Source organism: Bradyrhizobium sp. BRP20, assembly GCF_020194215.1.
Classification (GTDB): Bacteria; Pseudomonadota; Alphaproteobacteria; order Rhizobiales; family Xanthobacteraceae; genus Bradyrhizobium; species Bradyrhizobium yuanmingense.
Map to the genome: position 1 here is coordinate 114,543 of NZ_JADYVY010000011.1, position 20,309 is coordinate 134,851.

Here is a 20,309-nt window from a genome sequence, read left to right on the forward strand (position 1 = left end):
TTACCATTCGCCACCCCCCATTCGCTAATCCACGAACACCACGGTCTTGCGGCCGTTGAGGATGACGCGGTCGTCGAGATGGTAGCGGATGGCCCGGGCCAGCACGCGGCGCTCGATGTCACGGCCTTTGCGGACCAGATCTTCCGGCGTGTCGCGATGGCTGATGCGCTCGACGTCCTGGTCGATGATCGGGCCCTCGTCGAGGTCGCGCGTGACGTAATGCGCGGTGGCGCCGATCAGCTTGACGCCGCGCTCATGGGCCTGGTGATAGGGCTTGGCACCCTTGAAGCCCGGCAGGAATGAGTGGTGGATGTTGATGCAGCGCCCCGACAGCTTTGCCGAGAGATCGTCGGACAGGATCTGCATGTAACGGGCGAGCACCACCAGATCGGTCTTCGTCTTGCCGACGAGGTCCATGATCTGTGTCTCCTGCTCGCGCTTGGTCTCCTTGGTGACGGGCAAATGGTGGAAGGGGATGCCGCCGAAATCGAGCCCGGCATAGACCTCGCGCGGGTGATTGGAGACGATCGCGGTCGGAATCATCGGCAATTCGCCGGTTCGCCAGCGATAGAGGATGTCGACCAGGCAGTGATCGGACTTCGAGACCAGCAGCATCACCTTGCGATGCGCAGCGCGGTCGCGCATCTGCCATTCCATGCCGAAACGCTCGGCGATCGCGGCGAAGCCGGTCTGCAGTGCCGCGAGTTCCACGGCAAGATCGGCCGCTGTGAACACCACCCGCATGAAGAACTTCTTGGTCTCGACGTCGTCGAACTGCTGGGCGTCGAGGATGTTCTGTCCGTTATGAGCGAGAAACGTCGAGACCGCCGAGACGATGCCTGGGCGATCCGGACAGGACAGGGTCAGGACGTATTGATGGTCGGGCAAGGCTCGGCTCTTGATGAAGGTTTGTGCAGCGGAACGATCCAGCGGATTGCGCCCTGCTCTAGCACCGACCCGCCCTTGCGCCAATCCCAACCGCGGAGTCAGGATGAACGGACAATTGCGAATTCTCAACGGAGCATACCCATGGCCGACCGCTTGAACGGCTACCGCATCCTGATCCTGGAAACGCGCGAGGAGGCGCAGTTTTCCAAGCTTCTGGCCGAGCAAGGTGCCGAGGTCGTGCAATGCCCGATGTTCACCATCCATGATGCGCCGGATCCGGCTCCAGTCGAGGCTTGGATTCGCCGTGCCATCGACAAGCCCTTTGACGATCTCGTGCTGATGACCGGCGAAGGCCTGCGCCGCATCATGAAGCTCGCCCGCGCCCGCGGGCTCGACGCTGCCCTTGTCGCGGCGCTCGCCCAGGCGCGCAAGTTCACCCGAGGCCCGAAGCCGGGCAAGGCGCTGCGCGAGATCGGCCTCGAGACGCAGCAGACCACGGAGAAGCCGACCACCGAAGGCGTGATCGAGATGCTGGCCAGACTCGACCTGAAGGGGCGGCGCCTCGGTCTGCAGCTCTATCCCGACAAGGATCATAGCGCGCTGACCGGCGCGCTGGCCGCGCAAGGCGCCGACGTCGATACGGTGCTGCCCTACGTCTACGATTCCAAGGCTGCCGATGCCAACATCGTCGCCGCCATTGACGACGTGGCAGAGGGACGCATCGACTCGATCGCCCTGACCAATCTCGGCCAGGTCCGCCGGCTGATCGAGGTTGCCAAGGCGCGCGGCAGCGAGACGAAGCTGCGCGCAGGTCTCGAACGCACGCTGATCGCATCGGTCGGCCCGGCCGTTTCCGGCGAGCTCGCAGCGCATGGCTTGCGCACGGACGTCTCGCCCGCCGACGAAGCCTATTTCATGCGTCCTCTGATCTCGGCCATGGCAAGTGCGTTGGCCGACAGGAAAGCGGCCAGCGCGGCGAGGTAAGAGCCGAGCGCGGGGGCGGCCTGCGGCGACTGCGATTGACACCGGCATCGCCAGCGTTAGGTTGCGCCACAGCAAGAAGAAACAACAAGGTTAAGGAAATCGCCGTGACACGCGTCATCGCGTCGTGAGCGCCACTGCACGACCTTCGGCGCTCGCGCCATTCCGCATCCGCAACTACCGCTTCCAGTGGCCGTCCGATCTGCTCACCTCCTGGGCCTTCGAGGTCGAGACGCTGGTGCTCGGCTGGTACGTCATCGTCGAGACCGGCTCGGTGCTGCTGCTCACGCTGCTGGCTTCACTCCAGTTCGTCGGAACATTGGTCGCGCCCGTGTTCGGTATGATCGGCGACCGGATCGGCCATCGCGATCTCCTGGTCGTCATGCGCCTTGCCTATACGGCGCTGTCGTCGACCATCATGGTCCTCGCGCTGAGCGGTCATCTGTCGCCGCTGAGCGTCATGATCATCGTCACGATCATGGGCTTGATCCGCCCCTCCGATCTCGGCGTTCGCGGCGCGCTGCTCGCCGATATCATGCCGGCCGAGCAGCTGGTGGGCGCCATCAGTGTTGCGCGCACGACCCAGGACAGCGCGCGCATTGCCGGAGCGTTGACGGGGGCCGGGCTGTTCGCCGTGCTCGGTATCGGCCTCGTTTATGTGGCGATCGCCTGCCTTTACTTCACGGCAGCGCTTCTCATGCTCTGCCTGACCCAGCCGAAAAGGACCGTCACCACGAGCGATCTTCCCGCAAGCAGCCACACCGTTTCGCGGCTGCTTGGCGACCTCAAAGAGGGGATCGTCTATGCCTGGAACGGGCCGGCAATGCGCGCGGCGCTGTGCGTCGCTTTTCTGGCGAATCTCACCGCATTTCCTTTCACGGGCGGATTGTTGCCCTACATCGCGCGGGAGATCTTTCACACTGATCAGACCGGCCTCGGATATCTCTCGGCGAGCTTCGCCGTCGGCTCGCTAATCGGCTCCATCACGCTCAGCCTGGTCAGTGGCGTACGCATTGCCCGGCTCCTGATCGGCGCAACGCTGGCCTGGTACGCAATGCTGCTGGTGTTCGTCGAGGTCAGGACGATGCCGGTGGCGATGGCCTGCCTCGTCCTCGCCGGTATCGCCCAGAGCATGTCGATGATCTCGGCTGCCGTCATCCTGATGCGCACCGCGAGCGCACATCTGCGCGGCCGTGTCATGGGCGTGCGCATGATGGTGATCTATGGCTTGCCGATCGGACTGCTCGCGGCCGGCAGCCTGATCGACGTCATCGGCTATTCCGCGACGGGCTCGCTTTATGCGGGCGCAGGATTCGTCGCGATGCTGGCAATCGCGATCCGCTGGCGCGCCGATCTGTGGCCGGCGCACGCGCCGGCCAATGCGCGATGACGGCGTCCCCGTAGCGACGTCAGACCTCCACCGGCGGCGATCTCAGAGGAAGCAACGCCGCCACCCGCGAATCGCGCAAATAGAGACCGCCCCAGGCAAGACCAGCAAGATAGACGCCGAACAGCATATGGCTGAAGAGCGGGTTGCCGACCCGCAAGTGAACCGCCACCGTGCCGCCCATATAGGCGGTCAGCAGGGTCGCACCGAGCACGGCCGTTCGCGGGAGGCCGTAGAGCGCGGTGCAGGCCAGCGCCACCACGCCCAGCGCGCGCGCCAGATCGGCCGACGGGGGATAGCCGAGCTCGGCGGTCGCGTTGATCACGACGTCCAGCGGGACGAGCTTCATCCCGGCATCAAACAGCATGAAGGCAATCACGAGCCCGCTCATGACGGAGCCGGCCACATGTCTCGACTTGGACATCGTCATCACCTACGACGCCTTCCCCTTGAGAAGCGCGACGATGGCCATCGCATGGCCATGGCCAAGGCCGAACTCGTCCTTGAGCGCGGCCACGATGGCACCCGCTTTCACGCCGGCGGCCAATCCCGCCCCGGTCGAAAAACCCCGGTCCTTGCCCCATTTGCGAAACTGGTCCGGGCTCTTGCCGGTCTTGGCCTGGATATTGTCGAGATAGGCCTTGAAACTCACCGCAGCGCTCCTCCGATGTTTGCTCCACCAGCGCGGCCGGAGCGATCCAGGCATATTGCGGTCAGGACGTAGTCGTCTTGTATGAAAACGACAATTGCGGCCGCTCGCGCGAGAGGCGCGCAGGCGTCATGCCGATCAGTTGCCTGACCGAGCGGGTAAGATGGGCCTGATCGAAATAGCCAGCGCCCGATGTCGCGTCCAGAACGGAGCTGCCGCTCACCAGCAAGGCCGCGGCGCGACGCGCCCGCTCGATCTGCTGATGGCTGCTGAACGTCATGCCCGTAACGCGGCGAAAGTGGCGCTGAACCGAACGCCGGCTCATCCAGTCGACGTCGCCGTCGATCGCCGCATCGGTCGCGTGGCTGCGTGCGATGACACCCGCGCGCGCCATGCGAGCGACGAGACTTTCCGCATCGTCATAGCCTGGAATGTCCCAGCTCAGACCCGAAAACAGAAAACGGCCGTTGGGCAGCACCGGCAACTGCATGTTTTGATGGTCGATCAGTGCGCTCGTCGGTATCTCCGGCAGGTAGGTTCCCAGCCGAAACCGGATCGCCAGCCATTCGCCGCTCGCGGGACATTCGACGAGTGTCCCGCGGGTGACCGGCCCTCGGAGCGTCACCGCCAGAAGCTCCGGGAGCCTGGTGACCACAAGCTCGATATTTCCCTCGGCCATCGACAGGAACGAGCCGCCACGCCGGCTCCGGCTGCGCCATACCCGCTCGACGTAAGGCGAGTCCGACGCGCGATGGTCGAACTCTATGAGCACGGAAGCACCGGGAATGCGCAGATCATCGTTCCTCCCCGTAGCTCCCGAGCCGCGCGATATCGAGGATCGTGACCCCGCCATATTCCAGCCGCAGCAGCCCCTCCTTCTCCAGCCGGTTCAGCGCGCGGTTGGCGTTCTGGCGGGACATGCCGGAGAGCGCGCCGATCTCCTCCTGGGTGATCTCCAGATGCGCAGTCGATTCCGGATAGAGGATCGGGTTGAACAGCGAGGCGATGCTGCGGGCGAGGCGCGCGGTGGCATCGAGCGTGCGGTTGACCTCGAGCATGCCGATGAACTGGCCCAGCCGCTCGTTGAGTTGGCGCACCAGGAAGCGGTTGAAGCCGACGCTGTTCTCGAACAGCCACATGAAGGCGCTGCGTTCCATCAGCGCGATGCGGCTGTCGCGCAGCGCGACCACGTCGTAGCGGCGCGGCTCGTTCTTGAGCACGCTGCCCTCGCCGAACCAGGCCCCTGCCGTCAGCCCGGCAAGGCTGGTCTCCTTGCCGTCGCGCGAGACCCCACCCATGCGGGCAAGGCCGCGCACCATGCCGGCCCAATAGGCAAAGATATCACCGCGCATGAACACGCTCTCGCCGGTGCCGTAGGACCGTTCCGTAATTCCGGCGCGCGCGACCTCGATCTCGGCTGGTGTGAGCTCACGCGACCAGGCGGCAATGCGCTTCAGATGATCCTCTGAAATCATGATCTCGAAGCCAGCCGCACCGTTCAGTCACCCCATGCTCCTGTTGCACTGCAACAGAATCGCTTCGGCTATCCATCCGACGAAAGATGAAGACCCGCTCGGCCCGACAACTTTGTCGCAGAATTGTCAGGCCGGAGACATTTCAAAATAGCGCTTTCCCCTATTGAGGACCACCTCGGGCGATGCGGCTTTTGATCCCTCACGGGAACGAAGGTGGCGCCGGTCCGGTCGAGACCAATAGCTGCATGGTCTGGCCGGCACGACCGTACTAGGATCGCCTGACAGGAACGGAAGAGCGCCAATCAAGCGCCATCACCGGGAGGGATTCGTTTGGTGGCTACCAGTCTCGAAGTGCGCGGCGTGTCCTTACGATTCGGCGGCGTCCGCGCGCTGACCGACGTCAGCTTCGCCATCAGGGAAGGCGAGCTGTTCTCGATCATCGGCCCCAACGGCGCCGGCAAGACCTCGATCGTGAACTGTATTTCCGGTCGCTACAAGCCGACCGAAGGCCAGCTGTTCTATCAGGACCGCGACATCACCGGCTTGACGCCGAATGCCCGCGCCTCACTCGGCGTCGGCCGCACCTTCCAGAATCTCGCGCTATTCCACCACATGAGCGTGCTCGACAACATCATGGTCGGCCGCCATCACCTCTTGAAGAACAATTTCCTCACGGGCTCGCTGTACTGGCTCACCGGCGCGCGCAAGGAGGAGCTCGAGCACCGTCGCAAGGTGGAAGAGATCATCGACTTCCTCGATCTGCAGCCGGTGCGCAAGGCCACCGCCGGCACCCTCCCCTACGGCCTGCGCAAGCGCGTGGAGCTCGCCCGCGCTATGGCGCTGGAGCCGCGCCTGATCCTCCTCGACGAACCGATGGCCGGCATGAATTTCGAGGAGAAGGAAGACATGGCCCGCTACATCGTCGATCTCAACGAGGAGTTCGGGATGACGGTGGTGATGATCGAGCACGACATGGGCGTGGTGATGGATATCTCGCATCGCGTCATGGTGCTGGATTTCGGCAAGAAGATCGCCGAGGGCGATCCGGCGACAGTGCTCGCCGATCCGCACGTCAGGCGTGCCTATCTCGGCGAAGAGGACGAGGTGCTTGTCGATCCCGATGATGCCTCTCCGGCGCAGGAGAGCGCGGCATGATGGATTATGCGGGCCGCGTCGCGCAGGCCGACACCTATCCGAAGATGCTCCGGCTCAATGCCACGGAGCACGGCAACGAGATCGCAATGCGCGAGAAGGATCTCGGGCTCTGGCGCATCTTCACCTGGAACGACTATCAGGCCCGCGTGCGCGATTTCGCGCTCGGCCTCATCGAGCTCGGCCTGGGCCGCGGTGATGTCATCGCCATCATCGGCGACAACCGGCCCGACTGGGTCGCGGCAGAAGTTGCGACGCATGCCATTGGCGGCCTCAGCCTCGGGCTCTATCGCGACGTCCTGGACGAGGAAGCTTCCTATCTCCTCAACTACGGCGAGGCGCAGCTGGTCTTTGCCGAGGACGAGGAGCAGGTCGACAAGCTGCTCATCCTTGCAGAGCGCGTGCCGAAGCTGAAGCACATCATCTATTCCGATCCGCGTGGGATGCGGAAATACGACGACCCGCGCCTGATGCCGGCGGAGAAGTTCGCCGAGCTCGGCCGCGCGCGGGCAGCACGCGAGCCGGAACTCTACGACAGATTGGTCGATGCCACCGAGGGCGAGGACGTCGCGATTCTCTGCACGACGTCGGGCACCACCTCGCATCCGAAGCTCGCGATGCTCGCCGCCGGACGCGTGCTCGGCCATTGCGCCACCTATCTCGCCTTCGACCCCAAGGGTCCCGATGACGAATACGTGTCGGTGCTGCCGCTGCCCTGGATCATGGAACAGGTCTACGTGCTCGGCAAAGGTCTGCTCTGCCGGATGAAGATCAACTTCGTCGAAGAGCCGGACACGATGATGAACGATCTGCGCGAGATCGCACCGACCTTCGTTCTGTTCGCGCCCCGCGTCTGGGAATCGATTGCCGCCGACGTCCGTGCCAAGGTGATGGACGCAACGCCCTTCAAGCAGCGCCTGTTCGACATCGGCATGAAGTCGGGCCTTGCCGCGCTCGAACAGGGCAAGCGCTCGGGCTTTGCCGACACGATCCTGTTCCGCGCACTGCGCGATCGCCTCGGCTTCACCCGGTTGCGCTCGGCCGCGACCGGCGGTGCGGCGCTCGGGCCTGACACCTTCAAGTTCTTCCAGGCCATGGGCGTGCCGCTGCGCACGCTCTACGGTCAGACCGAGCTGCTCGGGGCCTACACGCTGCATCCCGAGGGCAAGGTCGATCCTGATACCACCGGCGTACCGATGGCCGACAATGTCGAGATCCGTATCGACAATGCCGACGTCCACGGCGTCGGCGAGATCGTCGTGCGGCACCCCAACATGTTCCTCGGCTACTACAAGAACCCCGAGGCCAGCGTCGCCGACATCAAGGACGGCTGGATGTGCTCGGGCGACGCCGGCTATTTCAACGCCAACCACCAGCTCGTCGTGATCGACCGCATCAAGGATCTCGCCGAGACCTCCCGCGGCGAGCGCTTCTCGCCGCAATTCATCGAGAATAAGCTGAAATTCTCGCCCTATATCGCCGAAGCTGTGGTGCTTGGGGCCGGCCGCGACGCGCTCGCGGCAATGATCTGCATTCGCTACTCCATCATCTCGAAATGGGCGGAAAAGAACCGCCTCTCCTTCACGACCTACAGCGACCTCGCCTCACGGCCGGAGGTCTACGCGCTGCTGCAGAAGGAGGTCGAGACCGTCAACGCCACGCTGCCGCCGGCCCAGCGCATCTCGCGCTTCCTGCTGCTCTACAAGGAGCTCGACGCCGACGACGGCGAGCTCACCCGGACGCGAAAGGTGCGCCGCGGCGTCATCAACGAGAAATACGCCGGCATCATCGACGCCATCTACCGCGGCGATTCCGACATCCCCGTCGACACCGTGATCCGCTTCCAGGACGGCACCACGCAGCGGGTGCGAACGACGCTGCGGGTGGTGGACCTCGGCGGGCACGGGCACATGGCGGAGGCTGCGGAGTGATACAGATCCTGGTCATGCGCGGGCTTGACCCGCACATCCATCCTCTTCCGAACAGTCTTCCTTCCTCATCGATGGATTGCCGGGTCAAGCCCGGCAATGACGGGCTGAGTCACTCAACATGAACACCGCCTTCCTCATCCAGCTCCTGGTCAACGGCCTCGTGGTCGGCACGCTCTATGGCGTAGTCGCGATGTCGTTCGTGCTGATCTACAAGGCGACGCAGGTCGTCAACTTCGCGCAAGGTGAATTGCTGCTGGTCGGCGCCTGGGTGTGCTGGGCCTTGCTGGCGAAATACCAGGTGCCGTTCTGGATCGGCATGCCGATCACGCTGGTGTTCATGTTCGTGTTCGGCATCGCGGTGCAGGTGCTGATCCTGCGGCCGATGATCGGCGAGCCCATCATCTCGGTGATCATGGTGACGATCGGCCTCTCCACCGTGCTGCAGGCGACGCTGAAATGGATGTTCGGCGTCAATCCGCAGCCGTTCCCGCGCGTGTTCGAGAGCCAGTCGGTCGACCTGTTCGGACTGCAGATCCAGACCGTGTACGTCATGAGCCTGGTGGTGTCGGTCGCGATGATGATCGGCATGGCCTGGTTCTTCCGCGCGTCGAAGTACGGCCTTGCGATGCGCGCCACCGCGTTCAACCAGCAGGTGGCGCAGTCGCTCGGCATTTCCGTCAAGAGCGTGTTCGCGATGGCCTGGGCGATCTCGGCGACCGTCTCGGCGGTCGCCGGCGTCGTCGTCGCCGTCGTCAATGGCGTGTCCTCGGGCCTTGCTGCCTACGGCATCAAGGTGTTTCCGGCGGCGATCCTCGGCGGGCTCGATTCCGTCGGCGGCGCGGTGCTCGGCGGCATCATCATCGGGCTTTTGGAGAACGTCGCCCAATATGTCGACAGCGAGTATCTGCACTGGGGCAATCTCTACGAGATCGCGCCGTTCTACGTTCTCATCATCGTGCTGATGATCAAGCCCTACGGCCTGTTCGGCACCCACGACATCGAGCGGATCTGATCCATGGCCGGCCCTGCCCTCATTCCCGCTGGTGATTTCCGCACCACTTACGCCGCGGACACCACGATCTTCCCGACCACCACCAGCCGCAACTTCGCGATTCTGGGCGTCGCGCTGCTCTGCCTCGCGCCGCAACTCTTCAGCGGCTACTGGCTCAGCATTTTGATCCAGATCGGCATCTTCTCGATCGCGGCGCTCGGCCTCAATATCCTGGTCGGCTTCACCGGCCAGATCTCGATCGGACACGCGGCCTTCTTCCTGCTCGGCGCCTTCACCTCGGCCTACATCTCCAATAATGCGCCGATCCCGGTGTTCTTCGCGATCCCGCTCGCGGGACTCGTGACGGCGCTGGTGGGGTTGATCTTCGGCATCCCCGCGGCGCGGCTGAAGGGACTCTACCTCGTCATTGCAACGCTGGCCGCGCAATACATCCTGCTCGACTTCTTCTCGCGCGCCGAGTGGTTCTCCGGCGGCTCGGTGCCGGCGAGCGCCGAGCCGTTCTCGATCTTCGGCTACACGCTGCGGGGCGACCGGCAATATTTCTACGTCGTGCTGGCCTATGTGCTCTTGAGCTACATCCTCGTCACCAACCTGATGCGCACGCGCGATGGCCGCGCGCTGGTGGCGATCCGCGACCATTATCTCTCCGCCGAGATCATGGGCATCAACCTCACCAGGTACCGCACGCTGTCGTTCGGTCTCGCCGCCTTCTTCGCCGGCATCGCGGGCGCGCTCTACGCGCACTATCAGCTCGTGGTCTCCCAGGAAGGCTTCGGCATCGAGCGCTCAATACTGTTCCTGGCCATGATCATCATCGGCGGCACCGGCTCGATCATGGGCACGCTGATGGGCACCGCCTTCGTGGTGCTGCTGCCCGAGGCGATGGAGTTCATCAGCCATCATTTGAAGGGCGGCGCGATCGACAAGGCGCTCTCGCTTAACACCAACATCACCTTTCTGCGCGAGATCGCGATCGGGGTGATCATCATCGCATTCCTGATGTTCGAGCCCGATGGGCTCGCGCATCGCTGGCGACAGATCAAGGCGTATTGGAAACTCTACCCGTTCTCGCATTGAGCACGGCTACTTCACTTAAACGATAACAGGAGGAACCAACCCATGAAGACCAAATCGCTTTTAAGCACCGCGTCGCTCGCGTTTGCGATCGCTGGTTTTGCGGCCAGTGCGCAGGCCCAGATCGCCGTCGGCCATCTCGCCGACTACTCCGGTGCGACGTCGGACGTTGGCACGCCCTACGGCCAGGCCGTCGCCGACACCTTTGCCTGGATCAACAAGAACGGCGGTATCGGCGGCAAGCAGGTCAACCTCGATACCAACGACTACGGCTATCAGGTGCCGCGCGCGATCGCGCTCTACAAGAAGTGGTCGGCGCCGGATGGCAAGGTTGCAACGATCATGGGCTGGGGTACCGCAGATACCGAAGCGCTGACCGGCTTTGTTGCGCAGGACAAGATTCCCTATATCTCCGCCTCCTACGCGGCGGCGCTGACCGATCCGGAAGGCGTGAGCGGCAAGGCCAAACCCGCGCCCTACAACTTCTTCTACGGCCCGAGCTATTCGGACGCGATGCGGGCATTGGTGACCTGGGCGGCGGAAGACTGGAAGGCCAAGGGCAAGAGCGGTAAGCCGAAATTCGTCCATATGGGCGGCAATCATCCGTACCCGAACGCGCCGAAGGCCGCCGGCGAGGCGATCGCCAATGAGCTCGGCTTCGAAGTGCTGCCGCCGATCGTGTTCGCGCTGACGCCCGGCGATTACTCCGCGCAATGCCTCAGCCTGAAGAGCTCCGGCGCCAACTACGCCTATCTCGGCAACACCGCAGCCTCGAACATCTCCGTGCTCAAGGCCTGCAAGACCGCCGGCGTGGACGTGCAGTTCCTCGGCAATGTCTGGGGCATGGACGAGAACGCCGCCAAGACCGCGGCTGACGCCGCCGACGGCGTCGTCTTCCCGCTACGCACGGCCGTAACCTGGGGCGGCAACGCGCCAGGCATGAAGACGGTGATGGAAATCTCGAAAATATCGGATGCAAGCGGCAAGGCCTATCGTCCGGTGCACTATATCGCAGGCGTCTGCAGCGCGCTCTACGCCAGGGAAGCGCTCGACTGGGCCGCCAAGAACGGAGGTGCCACCGGTGAGAACGTCGCCAAGGGCTTCTACCAGAAAAAGGACTGGGTGCCATCAGGCATGGACGGCGTCTGCAATCCCTCGACCTGGACCAACAAGGACCATCGCGGCACCCTCAAGGTCGATCTCTATCGCACCAAGGTGTCCGGTTCGACCAATGGCGACCTGAACGACCTGATGGCCAACGGCACGATCAAGGTCGAGAAGGTCAAGACCGTCGAGCTGCCGCGCAAGCCGGAATGGCTCGGGTGGTGATTGAAATCTCCGACGTTATGGCCGGGCTTCTCCCGGCCATCCACGTCTGACCACGCGGTACGAAGAACGTGGATGCCCGGGAAAAGCCCGGGCATGACGACAGTTACGGATTGGCGGCATAATGACCGAAATCAGCGAAGCAACCCGTTCCTCCCCAAGCATCGTCCCCGCACCACCCCTCCTCGCCGTGCGCAACATCGAGGTCGTCTATGACGACGTGATCCTGGTGCTGCGCGGCCTCAGCCTCGACGTGCCCAAGGGCGCGATCGTGGCGCTGCTCGGGGCCAACGGCGCCGGCAAGTCGACGACGCTCAAAGCGATCTCGGGGCTGCTCAAGACCGAGGACGGCGAGGTGACGCGGGGCGAGATCCTGTTCGAGGGCGAGCGGATCAACGGCATCGATCCCGACAAGATCGTCCGCCGCGGCATCTTCCAGGTGATGGAGGGCCGGCGCATCGTCGCCGACATGACCTCGCTCGAGAATCTCAAGCTCGGCGCCTTCACGCGCCGGGACCGCGAGGTCGACGCCGACCTCGACATGGTCTTCAGCTACTTCCCGCGCCTGAAAGAGCGCACCGGTCTCGCCGGTTATCTCTCCGGCGGAGAGCAGCAGATGCTCGCGATCGGCCGCGCGCTGATGGCGCGCCCGAAAATGATCCTGATGGACGAGCCTTCGATGGGCCTGTCGCCGCTGCTGGTGAAAGAGGTGTTCTCGATCATTCAGAAGATCAACCGCGATCTCGGCGTCACCATCCTCCTGGTCGAGCAGAACGCGCGCGCTGCGCTCTCCGTGGCGAGCCACGGCTACATCATGGAGCAGGGCAAGGTCGTGCTCGACGGCAGCGCCGACGCATTGCGCGACAACGAGGACGTCAAGGAATTCTACCTCGGCGGCGCCGGCGACCAGCGCAAGAGCTTCAAGAACCTCAAGAGCTTCAAGCGGCGCAAGCGCTGGCTGTGATCCACAAGGAGCCTAGCCGAGCACCTGGTCGGCTTCCGTGACCGCGCAGAGAACATGATAGAACGACGACGCAGGAATGGTGTCGATCAGCGATTTGCCGTCGCGATCGAACTGGTCGTACCAGCCGCCCTTAACGGGATGGCTGAGATAATGCCGTTCGAGCCGCACCAGCGCCGCGCGCGCCTCGTCCGCCGCGCCCGCCTCGCCGGATTCGGCCTGCGCGATCCACGCCTTCGCGATCTCGGTTTGCGGCCACAGCCGGCGCGTACTGCGGCGGATGTTGCCGCTTGCGTCGCCCTCGTCGACGAGGCAACCCGTCGCCTCGTCACGATAGCGCAGCGAGGTCGCCAGCAGTTCCGCACGACGCTGGCCGGTCGGGCATCCCGTGATGCGTTCAAAATTCTTCAGCAGCCAGACCCATTCCGCCTGGTGACCCGGCTCGACGCTGACCGGTTCGATCTTCGACCAGTCTTCCTCGAAATACTCCGACAATACGTGCTTCTGCTTGTCGTAGAGGTTGGCGAGGAACAGTGCGAAGAATTCTCCGGCACGGTTCTGGAACGACAGATCGTGCGTCGCCTCGAAGCACGCGATCATCGCCTCGAACAGATGCATATGGGGGTTCTGCCGGCGCGGCAGCGAGACCGGAAGACCTTCGTGAACGCCGCCATGCGGCGAGCGCAGGTGGCCGTCGAGGAAGGCGAGCAGCGCATCGATCTCGGCGCGGACCTGTGCATCCTGGTCGAGCGCATAGACGCTGGCGAGCGCAAACAGGATGAAGGCGTGGTCATAGGCATCGCGCCGGGCATCCAGCACCGATCCGTCCGGCGTGAGCCGGTGCACATAGCCGGGCCGGCCATCGGGCGCCTTCGCTCTGGCCAGCAGGTGCTCCAGCCCCTTCAACGCAATCGTGCGCCCCTCGGGATACCAGCCCATCTGTGCCGCCTTGGCGTAGCACCAGATCTGGCGGGCCTGCACGAACACACGCCGGGGCGCGGCCGCATCCGCCGCGCCGTCGCGGTGCAGCCTGTCGATGAAGCCGCCCGCGGCGTGATCCCAGCCGACCGTCGACCACAGCGGCAGCGCCGCGTCGATCATACTGCGCTTCAGGCGCGCAACGACGTTCGACGCCTCGTCCGCCGCGATGATTCCTTCGTCCGCCATCGGATCCCTTTCAAGCCTCGCCAATGGCGGTCTGATAGCCATGCCGGTGGCGGCGCGCAACGGATGCCAACACGGAAAGAACAGCCATGACCGCCCATTACGACGCCCGCGAGACGCGTGAGCAGGCCGCGCGCGAGGCCGACCTGTTCGCCCGCCTGCCGGAGGTGCTGCGAGCCGCGATGGCCGCCCCGGCCTATGCCGAGCGGCTCAAAGGCTTCGATCCCGCCGCCGTGACCTCCAGGGCGGCTCTGGCGGATTTGCCGGTGTTGCGCAAGTCGGAACTGCCCGCTCTGCACAAGGCCTCCGCGCCCTTCGGAGGCTTCGTGGCGGGGGCCCCGGGCTCGTTCGCCCGCCTGTTCACCTCCCCCGGTCCGATCTTCGAGCCGGAAGGGCGACAGGCCGATCCCTGGCGCGGCGCAAGGGCGCTGTTCGCAGCCGGGTTCCGCCCCGACGACATCGTCCTCAATACCTTCAGTTATCATCTTACCCCCGGGGGTTTCATCTTCGATGCGTCGGCGCGTGCGCTCGGCTGCGCGGTGATCCCGGCCGGGCCCGGCAACACAGAGCAGCAGTTCGAGCTGATCGAGGCCTACCGGCCGGTCGGCTACAGCGGCACGCCGGACTTCTTGAAGATCCTGCTCGATGCCGCGGCAAGCTCGGGGCGTGACGTTTCCTCGATCAAGCGCGCGCTGGTCTCGGGCGCAGCGTTTCCGCCCTCGCTGCAGGCCGAGATCAAGGGGCGCGGCATCGATGCCTACCAGGCCTTCGGTACCGCCGATCTCGGCCTCATCGCCTTCGAGACCGAGGCCCGCGAAGGCATGGTCGTGAACGAGGACCTGATCCTGGAGATCGTCAAGCCCGGCACTGGCGATCCGGTCGCACCAGGTGACGTCGGCGAGACTGTCGTGACTTCGCTCGACCCGCACCATCCCTGGATCCGGCTCGCGCTCGGCGACCTCACCGCGGCCTTGCCCGGCACGAGCCCGTGCGGGCGCACCAACATGCGCATCAAGGGCTGGATGGGCCGCGCCGACCAGACCACCAAGATCAAGGGCATGTTCGTTCGGCCCGAGCAGATCGCCGAGATCGGCAAGCGCCACGCCGGGCTCGGAAGACTTCGTCTCGTCGTCACGCGTCAAGGCGAGACCGATGCCATGACGTTGAGAGCGGAAGCCGCGGCCGCTAACGGCTCGCTCCGTGACGAGATCGCGGCCAGCTTGCGCGCCGTGACAAAGCTCGGCGGAGCCGTCGAGCTGGTCGGTCCAGGCACGCTGCCGAATGACGGCAAGGTCATCGCGGACGAGCGCTGAAACTCCAAGATTCCATTCCCTGCTAACAGGGAATTCTGCAGGGAAAGTCATTCCAGCGTGCCGGACCGCGACGCATGAACACGTGGGAAGTGCCTTGAAATCTTGGGCATCTCGGCCGCGGAGCGACAAAACTGGAACAGGGAAATGTCCGGTGTAGAACAGGCAATGCACCCGTCCGAAACAGGGACGCGCCAAGGCGCTCAAAGGCAGGCTGACAGGTTCATCACTTCGCCGATTTCAAAATCGGAGCGCCGAAGCGATCTAGGTCGATCGTCAGTCATCTCCCCCGGCTGGTTCCGGTTGGTCTTCGCGGGTGTGGGGCGATCGGAACTTCAGCGGCGAGCATGGCGTGCAAGCCTGAAATTCCCGAGCCGGCCCAACCCAATTCCGCTTTAGGCGGGCCAAGGGGGACGGCGCCGGGTCGGTTGGAAAACCAACCGGCTCGCCCACCCCAACCTTGAGGTGATCTCGCTGCCGCTGGATTGGCCTATTACGGGCCACGACCACGCGTGCCTTTCGGCTTTGAGCCGTCCTCCGGCTCATTTCATCGATGAGAGCGCCCGTCCTTCTGTTACAGAGCCAATATTCCGGTGCTTAGAGGGCCTTTATTTGCGCCGGAGCAGTCATGCCCATCGAAAAGTCGAACTCCCCTAGACTGTGGCTCGACTATCTTCCTGTACAGATGCTGACGAAAAATGCCCGCAATCCGCGCCGCCATCCGCAGCAGCAGATCGATCAAATTGCCAAGAGCATCAATACATTTGGAGTGAACAGACCAATCGGCGCCGACGAAAATCTCAAGATCATCTACGGCAACGCGGTCGTCACCGCTGCCGAGCAACTCGGGATATCGGAATTACCGGTCGTCATTATTCGACACTTGTCGCCGGCCGAGAAACGGGCTTTCGCCCTCGCCGACAACAAAATCGCCGCCAACGGCACCTGGGATCTGCAACTTCTCAGAGAGGAACTGCAGGTCCTTGTTGATCTGAATTTCGATTTCGACGCGATCGGATTTGACACGCCAGAGATCGATTTGATCCTGGATCAGCCCTCCGAGAGCGATGACCGCCTGCCCGAGCTTGGACCTGCCGTGCCGGCGGTCACCAGGCGAGACGACGTCTGGCGGCTTGGCAGCAACCGGCTGATCTGCGGCGATGCCTTGGACGAGCAAGCCTACAAGACCCTCCTGCACGATCAGCGGGCACGCGCGGTGATCGCCGATCCGCCCTACAACGTTGCCGTCGACGGCCATGTCGGCGGCCGCGGCAGCATCAAGCACCGCGAGTTCGCCATGGCCTCCGGCGAAATGACGCCGCAACAGTTCACCGAATTTTTGACCACGGCCTGCGCGCTCTCCGCCAGATACAGCGTTGATGGCTCGCTGCATTACCTATGCATGGATTGGCGACATACGCTCGAGCTGTTGACCGCGGCACGGCGTGTTTACACCGAGCATAAGAATACCTGCGTCTGGGCTAAGACCAATGCCGGCATGGGCTCGTTCTACCGCTCCCAGCACGAACTCGTTCATGTGTTCAAGAACGGCATCGCGCCGCACATCAACAACATTGAGCTCGGCGTCCACGGCCGCAATCGAACCAACCTGTGGACCTACCAGGGCATCAACAGCTTTGGCCGGCAACGCGACGAGCTGCTGGCTTTGCATCCCACGGTGAAGCCCGTCGCCCTGATTAGCGACGTGATCAAGGACTGCACACGGCGCGGCGACCTCGTCTTGGATCCTTTCGCAGGATCCGGCACCACCGTGATCGCCGCAGAGAAGACCGGCCGCCGCGCCGCTCTGTTAGAAATCGACCCGCTATATTGCGACGTCATCGTACGCCGTTGGCAAAATCACACCGGCCAGGCCGCAATCTGCGTCAGGACTGGCCGTAGCTTTGCCGACCGAGAAGCGGCGGCCGCCGCCCTGACTTACGCGCCGCCGCTTCTGCTGCCTGGCCCCTCTCGCAAGGGAGACGCTCGTGACTGACGATCAAGGGGCGGGATATCACCGCCCGCCTATTTCAGGACGCTTTAAGAAGGGACAGTCAGGTAATCCCAAGGGTCGGCCAAAGGGATCGCGCAATCTCAGGACGGACCTGAGCAGCATGATGAAAAGGCGCGTCCAGATTCGCGAGGATGGCGAACCGCGCTTGGTGAGCCGGCAGGAGCTCGTGCTCCTCAGACTGTTCGAGCGGGCCGCAAAGGGCGATACCAAGGCCTGCACGCAACTGTTCAACATGATCATGAAGTTCGAGCCCGGAGAGCAATCCCACAGCGAGACCACAATCGTCACCGAGCATGATCAAGAGATTATTGCAGATTTTCTACGCCGCCATTCCAAACATGAGGAGTGATCAGTGCCGATCTCCACCCCAGCCCAACGCGATGCGATCTATCGCAGCGACTATCTTGCCTTCGCCAGGAAGGCCTTCTACGTCTTTTCCAGCGACACGTATTCGCAGGAATGGTTTCATGAATCGGTCGCCCAAAGACTAAATGGCAGCATTGGACGCGCAACAAGACAGATCATCAACGCGCCGCCCCGCGCGCTCAAGTCCTATCTCGTTTCGGTGGCGTGGACCGCATTCAGACTGGGCCAAGATCCCACTCACAAGTTCATATGCGTCAGCTATTCCCAAGACTTAGCAAACAAGCATTCGGCCGATTGCCGACGAATTATGGAATCGCCCTGGTACCGCGCGCTATTTTCAACACGTCTGGACAAGAGCACTGAGAATCAGCTCGCGACAACGAATGGGGGCTGTCGGTTAGCAATGTCCGTCGGCGGCACTTTAACCGGCTTTGGCGCCGACACCATTATCGTTGATGACCCGCTCAACGCAGCCGGGGCGGCTTCCGATGTGACGCGCAAGCACTGCAACGAGTGGTTTGATCGTTCGCTCATGTCGCGCCTCAATGACAAGTCCAAAGGCAGCATCATCGTTCTGATGCAGCGCCTGCACCAGCAAGACCTAACCGGCCATCTCATCCAAAGACGAGGCTGGGATCATCTGGTGCTTCCGGCTGTTGCGGCGCAGGACACGAAGTTCCGGCTGCAAAATCGATCTTTTTTTGGAAACAAGGAGAGCCTCTACAAGCGAGAGAGCCCCTCGAAGTCTTGGACGACCTCAAGAGCCAAGTTGGATCGCTGGTGTTTCAAACACAATATCTTCAAGATCCCGCTCCGGATGAGGGGAATGACCTCAAGCGGGAATGGCTCCAGTCGTATGATGTCGTTCCGACCCGTCAGTCGGGGGACGAAGTCGTACTCTCCTGCGATATGGCCGCGAAAGCTAGTGAGAACAGCAACTACTCGACTTGTTTGGCCTTTCTTGTCCGCAATCGGAACCAGTATCATCTTATTGACGTTTGGCGAGGAAAGGTTGCCTTCCACGAGCTTTGCCAACTCATGCAGGCGCAAGTAGCCAAACACGCGCCTAATGCCGTGCTCATCGAAGATACAGCTATGGGATCTCCGCTGGCCGGTGAGCTCATGCGGGTTGGGCTGCAAGGCATTGTTGCGATCAAACCGACCAAAGACAAGCGGACGCGTATGAGCGGCGAGACCGCAAAGCTGCAGGCCGGCTCGCTCATCTTGCCGCGAACGGCACCCTGGCTAGACGATTTTATGTTGGAGTACGTCTCGTTTCCGTTCGGCAAGACCGATGACATGATGGATGCGTTGTCCCAGTTTCTAACCTGGCGCACCGAAGCCGAGCGACGGGTCACCTTCAAGGCAGACTGGGACAATGCCTCGAATGGATCGAGCGGATCGGTGGCAAGGCTTGGGGCTCCCTCGGCAAGTGAAATGCTTCATCTTTTGAGATAACGCACATCCTCTCGTCGAAATCACCGGCGCGCCAGGCATACTCGCCAGCGCTGTCCTGGAGGTTGTCAAGATGCGGCCCAGGACCTGGGCCCACTTTCCTACTCGGCATCAACAAATTCTGTCTGAACTCATCGGCTCTTTTTCGTGCATCAGATGGATCGTTTTCGATCGCTGGCCAGCCGCCGAGCCAACGCAAGCTGATGATTCTCGCAGATCGCCCCCAAGAACGCTGCCGTCTCGGACCATCTACGCCGATGCTGTGGCACTATTGAATGAGCAACCTCGACGCTCTGGCCTAACTTGAAGAAACCCGAGGTCCAGGACGCAGATCAGCACACTGGCGTAGCCCGGTTGAAATTGTCGAGCCCACACAATCCGAGCTTCCGGGCGGTCTTGAGCTTTGCAGAGCATCGTGCGGCAAAACGCAGATTTCCAGAACGAAGCTGAGTGGCCATTGCTCAACTATCCTCTGGTTTGGGAACGCGATGCGCCCGCCTCTGCTCACCAGAGCGGCCCGCTCATAGCGCTCAAGCCCGTTGAGCCGCCGCACTTTTGCCGGCGCAAAACACTCCAACAAATCGGCCAACATCGCCTGGCCTACCGGCATGAATGTGCTGTTGATGTCGACGTGGCCAAGATGAAGATCGAGGTGCTGGCCGCGCGCGCCGCCTCGCACAGCCTGACGCTGCGCGACCGCTGGTCGGATATCTGCCGCGCTATGCCGGCCTTGCGCCGCGTTTCGCGCCGCTGGCAATTTGCGCAACGGCAGCCCGCTGTTGCGGAAGCTGTTCGAGTACTTTGCCTTCATCAGCGCACGCCGGGCGCTCCCCCGGCGCGCTCGCCATGGGCATGGGCTCGCGCGCTTTGTTCCAGCGCGCGCAGGAGCAGGCCCATTTAATCCATGCCGTTAACACGATTGCCAAGGGCGCGCTGGTGCCTGTCCCCGGCGGCGTGCTGATCATGGACGGCGCGACCTTGCTCGGCGCGGTCGGCGTCAGTTGAGCTGCAACCGAGCTTGCGCGCCGTCTTTCGCCTTGAGCATCCGCATTGCCATCGGCAGCGTCACCAGGGCGTCAATCTCAACTAGGTTGCCAGCGAGCGCGCGGAACTGGCCGGCAGCTTTCCCCTTGAGCGGCGCCAACATCGCGGCGGCCACTCCCG

21 protein-coding genes and 1 pseudogene are annotated in these 20,309 nt (G+C 63.1%); 14 read left to right on the forward strand and 8 right to left on the reverse strand.

The window, feature by feature from the left end; all coding sequences use genetic code 11:
- Window positions 1–24: 24 nt before the first annotated feature.
- Complete coding sequence (purU, locus tag I6F33_RS24675) at window positions 25–888, reverse strand: formyltetrahydrofolate deformylase (RefSeq protein WP_036015720.1); 864 nt, start codon at window positions 886–888, stop codon at window positions 25–27.
- Between the two features lie 141 nt (window positions 889–1,029).
- On the opposite strand from purU, the gene I6F33_RS24680 reads away from it, so the two are divergent.
- Window positions 1,030–1,872: a uroporphyrinogen-III synthase gene (locus tag I6F33_RS24680; protein ID WP_225144384.1), complete on the forward strand. Its 843-nt coding sequence runs from the start codon at window positions 1,030–1,032 to the stop codon at window positions 1,870–1,872.
- 124 nt (window positions 1,873–1,996) lie between these two features.
- Complete coding sequence (locus tag I6F33_RS24685) at window positions 1,997–3,259, forward strand: MFS transporter (RefSeq protein WP_057028719.1); 1,263 nt, start codon at window positions 1,997–1,999, stop codon at window positions 3,257–3,259.
- 19 nt (window positions 3,260–3,278) lie between these two features.
- On the opposite strand, the gene I6F33_RS24690 is transcribed toward I6F33_RS24685, so the two are convergent.
- The 4 genes from I6F33_RS24690 to I6F33_RS24705 form a co-directional block, all read right to left on the reverse strand.
- Window positions 3,279–3,686, reverse strand: coding sequence for a DoxX family protein (locus I6F33_RS24690; RefSeq protein WP_225144385.1), 408 nt, complete (start codon window positions 3,684–3,686; stop codon window positions 3,279–3,281).
- A 3-nt stretch (window positions 3,687–3,689) separates the two neighbouring features.
- A complete protein-coding gene (locus tag I6F33_RS24695) occupies window positions 3,690–3,908 on the reverse strand; it encodes a DUF4287 domain-containing protein (protein WP_036015710.1) in 219 nt (72 codons plus the stop codon).
- Window positions 3,909–3,969: 61 nt separating this feature from the next.
- Window positions 3,970–4,584, reverse strand: a complete 615-nt coding sequence (locus I6F33_RS24700) for a helix-turn-helix transcriptional regulator (RefSeq protein WP_158644890.1) — start codon at window positions 4,582–4,584, stop codon at window positions 3,970–3,972.
- A 115-nt stretch (window positions 4,585–4,699) separates the two neighbouring features.
- Window positions 4,700–5,380, reverse strand: coding sequence for a Crp/Fnr family transcriptional regulator (locus I6F33_RS24705; protein WP_225135812.1), 681 nt, complete (start codon window positions 5,378–5,380; stop codon window positions 4,700–4,702).
- A 333-nt stretch (window positions 5,381–5,713) separates the two neighbouring features.
- Here I6F33_RS24705 and I6F33_RS24710 point away from each other — a divergent pair, with 333 nt between their 5' ends.
- The 6 genes from I6F33_RS24710 (at window position 5,714) to I6F33_RS24735 (ending at window position 12,839) form a co-directional block, all read left to right on the forward strand.
- Window positions 5,714–6,535, forward strand: coding sequence for an ABC transporter ATP-binding protein (locus I6F33_RS24710; RefSeq protein WP_225142522.1), 822 nt, complete (start codon window positions 5,714–5,716; stop codon window positions 6,533–6,535).
- On the forward strand, window positions 6,532–8,463 hold the full coding sequence (locus I6F33_RS24715; RefSeq protein ID WP_225144386.1) for a long-chain fatty acid--CoA ligase: 1,932 nt from the start codon (window positions 6,532–6,534) through the stop codon (window positions 8,461–8,463). The genes I6F33_RS24710 and I6F33_RS24715 overlap by 4 nt, the downstream gene beginning before the upstream one ends.
- A 118-nt stretch (window positions 8,464–8,581) precedes the next feature.
- Window positions 8,582–9,475, forward strand: coding sequence for a branched-chain amino acid ABC transporter permease (locus I6F33_RS24720; protein WP_036029874.1), 894 nt, complete (start codon window positions 8,582–8,584; stop codon window positions 9,473–9,475).
- Window positions 9,476–9,478: 3 nt separating this feature from the next.
- A complete protein-coding gene (locus tag I6F33_RS24725) occupies window positions 9,479–10,552 on the forward strand; it encodes a branched-chain amino acid ABC transporter permease (protein ID WP_036015700.1) in 1,074 nt (357 codons plus the stop codon).
- A 42-nt stretch (window positions 10,553–10,594) separates the two neighbouring features.
- Window positions 10,595–11,878 (forward strand): ABC transporter substrate-binding protein, encoded by a 1,284-nt coding sequence (locus tag I6F33_RS24730; protein ID WP_225144387.1) that lies wholly within the window; start codon window positions 10,595–10,597, stop codon window positions 11,876–11,878.
- Window positions 11,879–11,999: 121 nt separating this feature from the next.
- Entirely contained in the window at window positions 12,000–12,839 is an 840-nt protein-coding gene (locus tag I6F33_RS24735) for an ABC transporter ATP-binding protein (protein ID WP_225144388.1), read from the forward strand.
- A 12-nt stretch (window positions 12,840–12,851) separates the two neighbouring features.
- On the opposite strand, the gene I6F33_RS24740 is transcribed toward I6F33_RS24735, so the two are convergent.
- Complete coding sequence (locus tag I6F33_RS24740; RefSeq protein ID WP_225144389.1) at window positions 12,852–14,003, reverse strand: AGE family epimerase/isomerase; 1,152 nt, start codon at window positions 14,001–14,003, stop codon at window positions 12,852–12,854.
- Window positions 14,004–14,089: 86 nt separating this feature from the next.
- Between I6F33_RS24740 and I6F33_RS24745 the strand changes: the two genes are divergently transcribed.
- The 5 genes from I6F33_RS24745 (at window position 14,090) to terL (ending at window position 19,148) form a co-directional block, all read left to right on the forward strand.
- Entirely contained in the window at window positions 14,090–15,313 is a 1,224-nt protein-coding gene (locus I6F33_RS24745) for a phenylacetate--CoA ligase family protein (protein WP_225144390.1), read from the forward strand.
- Between the two features lie 625 nt (window positions 15,314–15,938).
- Window positions 15,939–17,306 (forward strand): DNA methyltransferase, encoded by a 1,368-nt coding sequence (locus I6F33_RS24750; protein ID WP_225144391.1) that lies wholly within the window; start codon window positions 15,939–15,941, stop codon window positions 17,304–17,306.
- On the forward strand, window positions 17,299–17,673 hold the full coding sequence (locus tag I6F33_RS24755; protein WP_225144392.1) for a DUF5681 domain-containing protein: 375 nt from the start codon (window positions 17,299–17,301) through the stop codon (window positions 17,671–17,673). The genes I6F33_RS24750 and I6F33_RS24755 overlap by 8 nt, the downstream gene beginning before the upstream one ends.
- A gap of 3 nt (window positions 17,674–17,676) precedes the next feature.
- Entirely contained in the window at window positions 17,677–18,744 is a 1,068-nt protein-coding gene (locus I6F33_RS38500; protein WP_225144469.1) for a hypothetical protein, read from the forward strand.
- On the forward strand, window positions 18,642–19,148 hold the full coding sequence (gene terL / locus I6F33_RS24765) for a phage terminase large subunit (protein WP_225144464.1): 507 nt from the start codon (window positions 18,642–18,644) through the stop codon (window positions 19,146–19,148). Before I6F33_RS38500 ends, terL begins: the two co-directional genes overlap by 103 nt.
- A 295-nt stretch (window positions 19,149–19,443) precedes the next feature.
- Here the strand turns inward: terL and I6F33_RS24770 are convergent, their stop codons facing one another.
- Complete coding sequence (locus I6F33_RS24770; RefSeq protein ID WP_225144393.1) at window positions 19,444–19,956, reverse strand: hypothetical protein; 513 nt, start codon at window positions 19,954–19,956, stop codon at window positions 19,444–19,446.
- An 11-nt stretch (window positions 19,957–19,967) separates the two neighbouring features.
- On the opposite strand from I6F33_RS24770, the pseudogene I6F33_RS24775 reads away from it, so the two are divergent.
- Window positions 19,968–20,147: pseudogene (locus I6F33_RS24775) on the forward strand (heme-binding protein); the annotation flags it as partial.
- Here the strand turns inward: I6F33_RS24775 and I6F33_RS24780 are convergent.
- A complete protein-coding gene (locus I6F33_RS24780; RefSeq protein ID WP_158284381.1) occupies window positions 20,143–20,304 on the reverse strand; it encodes a hypothetical protein in 162 nt (53 codons plus the stop codon). The pseudogene I6F33_RS24775 and the gene I6F33_RS24780 sit on opposite strands and share 5 nt — an antisense overlap.
- Between the last annotated feature and the right edge of the window lie 5 nt (window positions 20,305–20,309).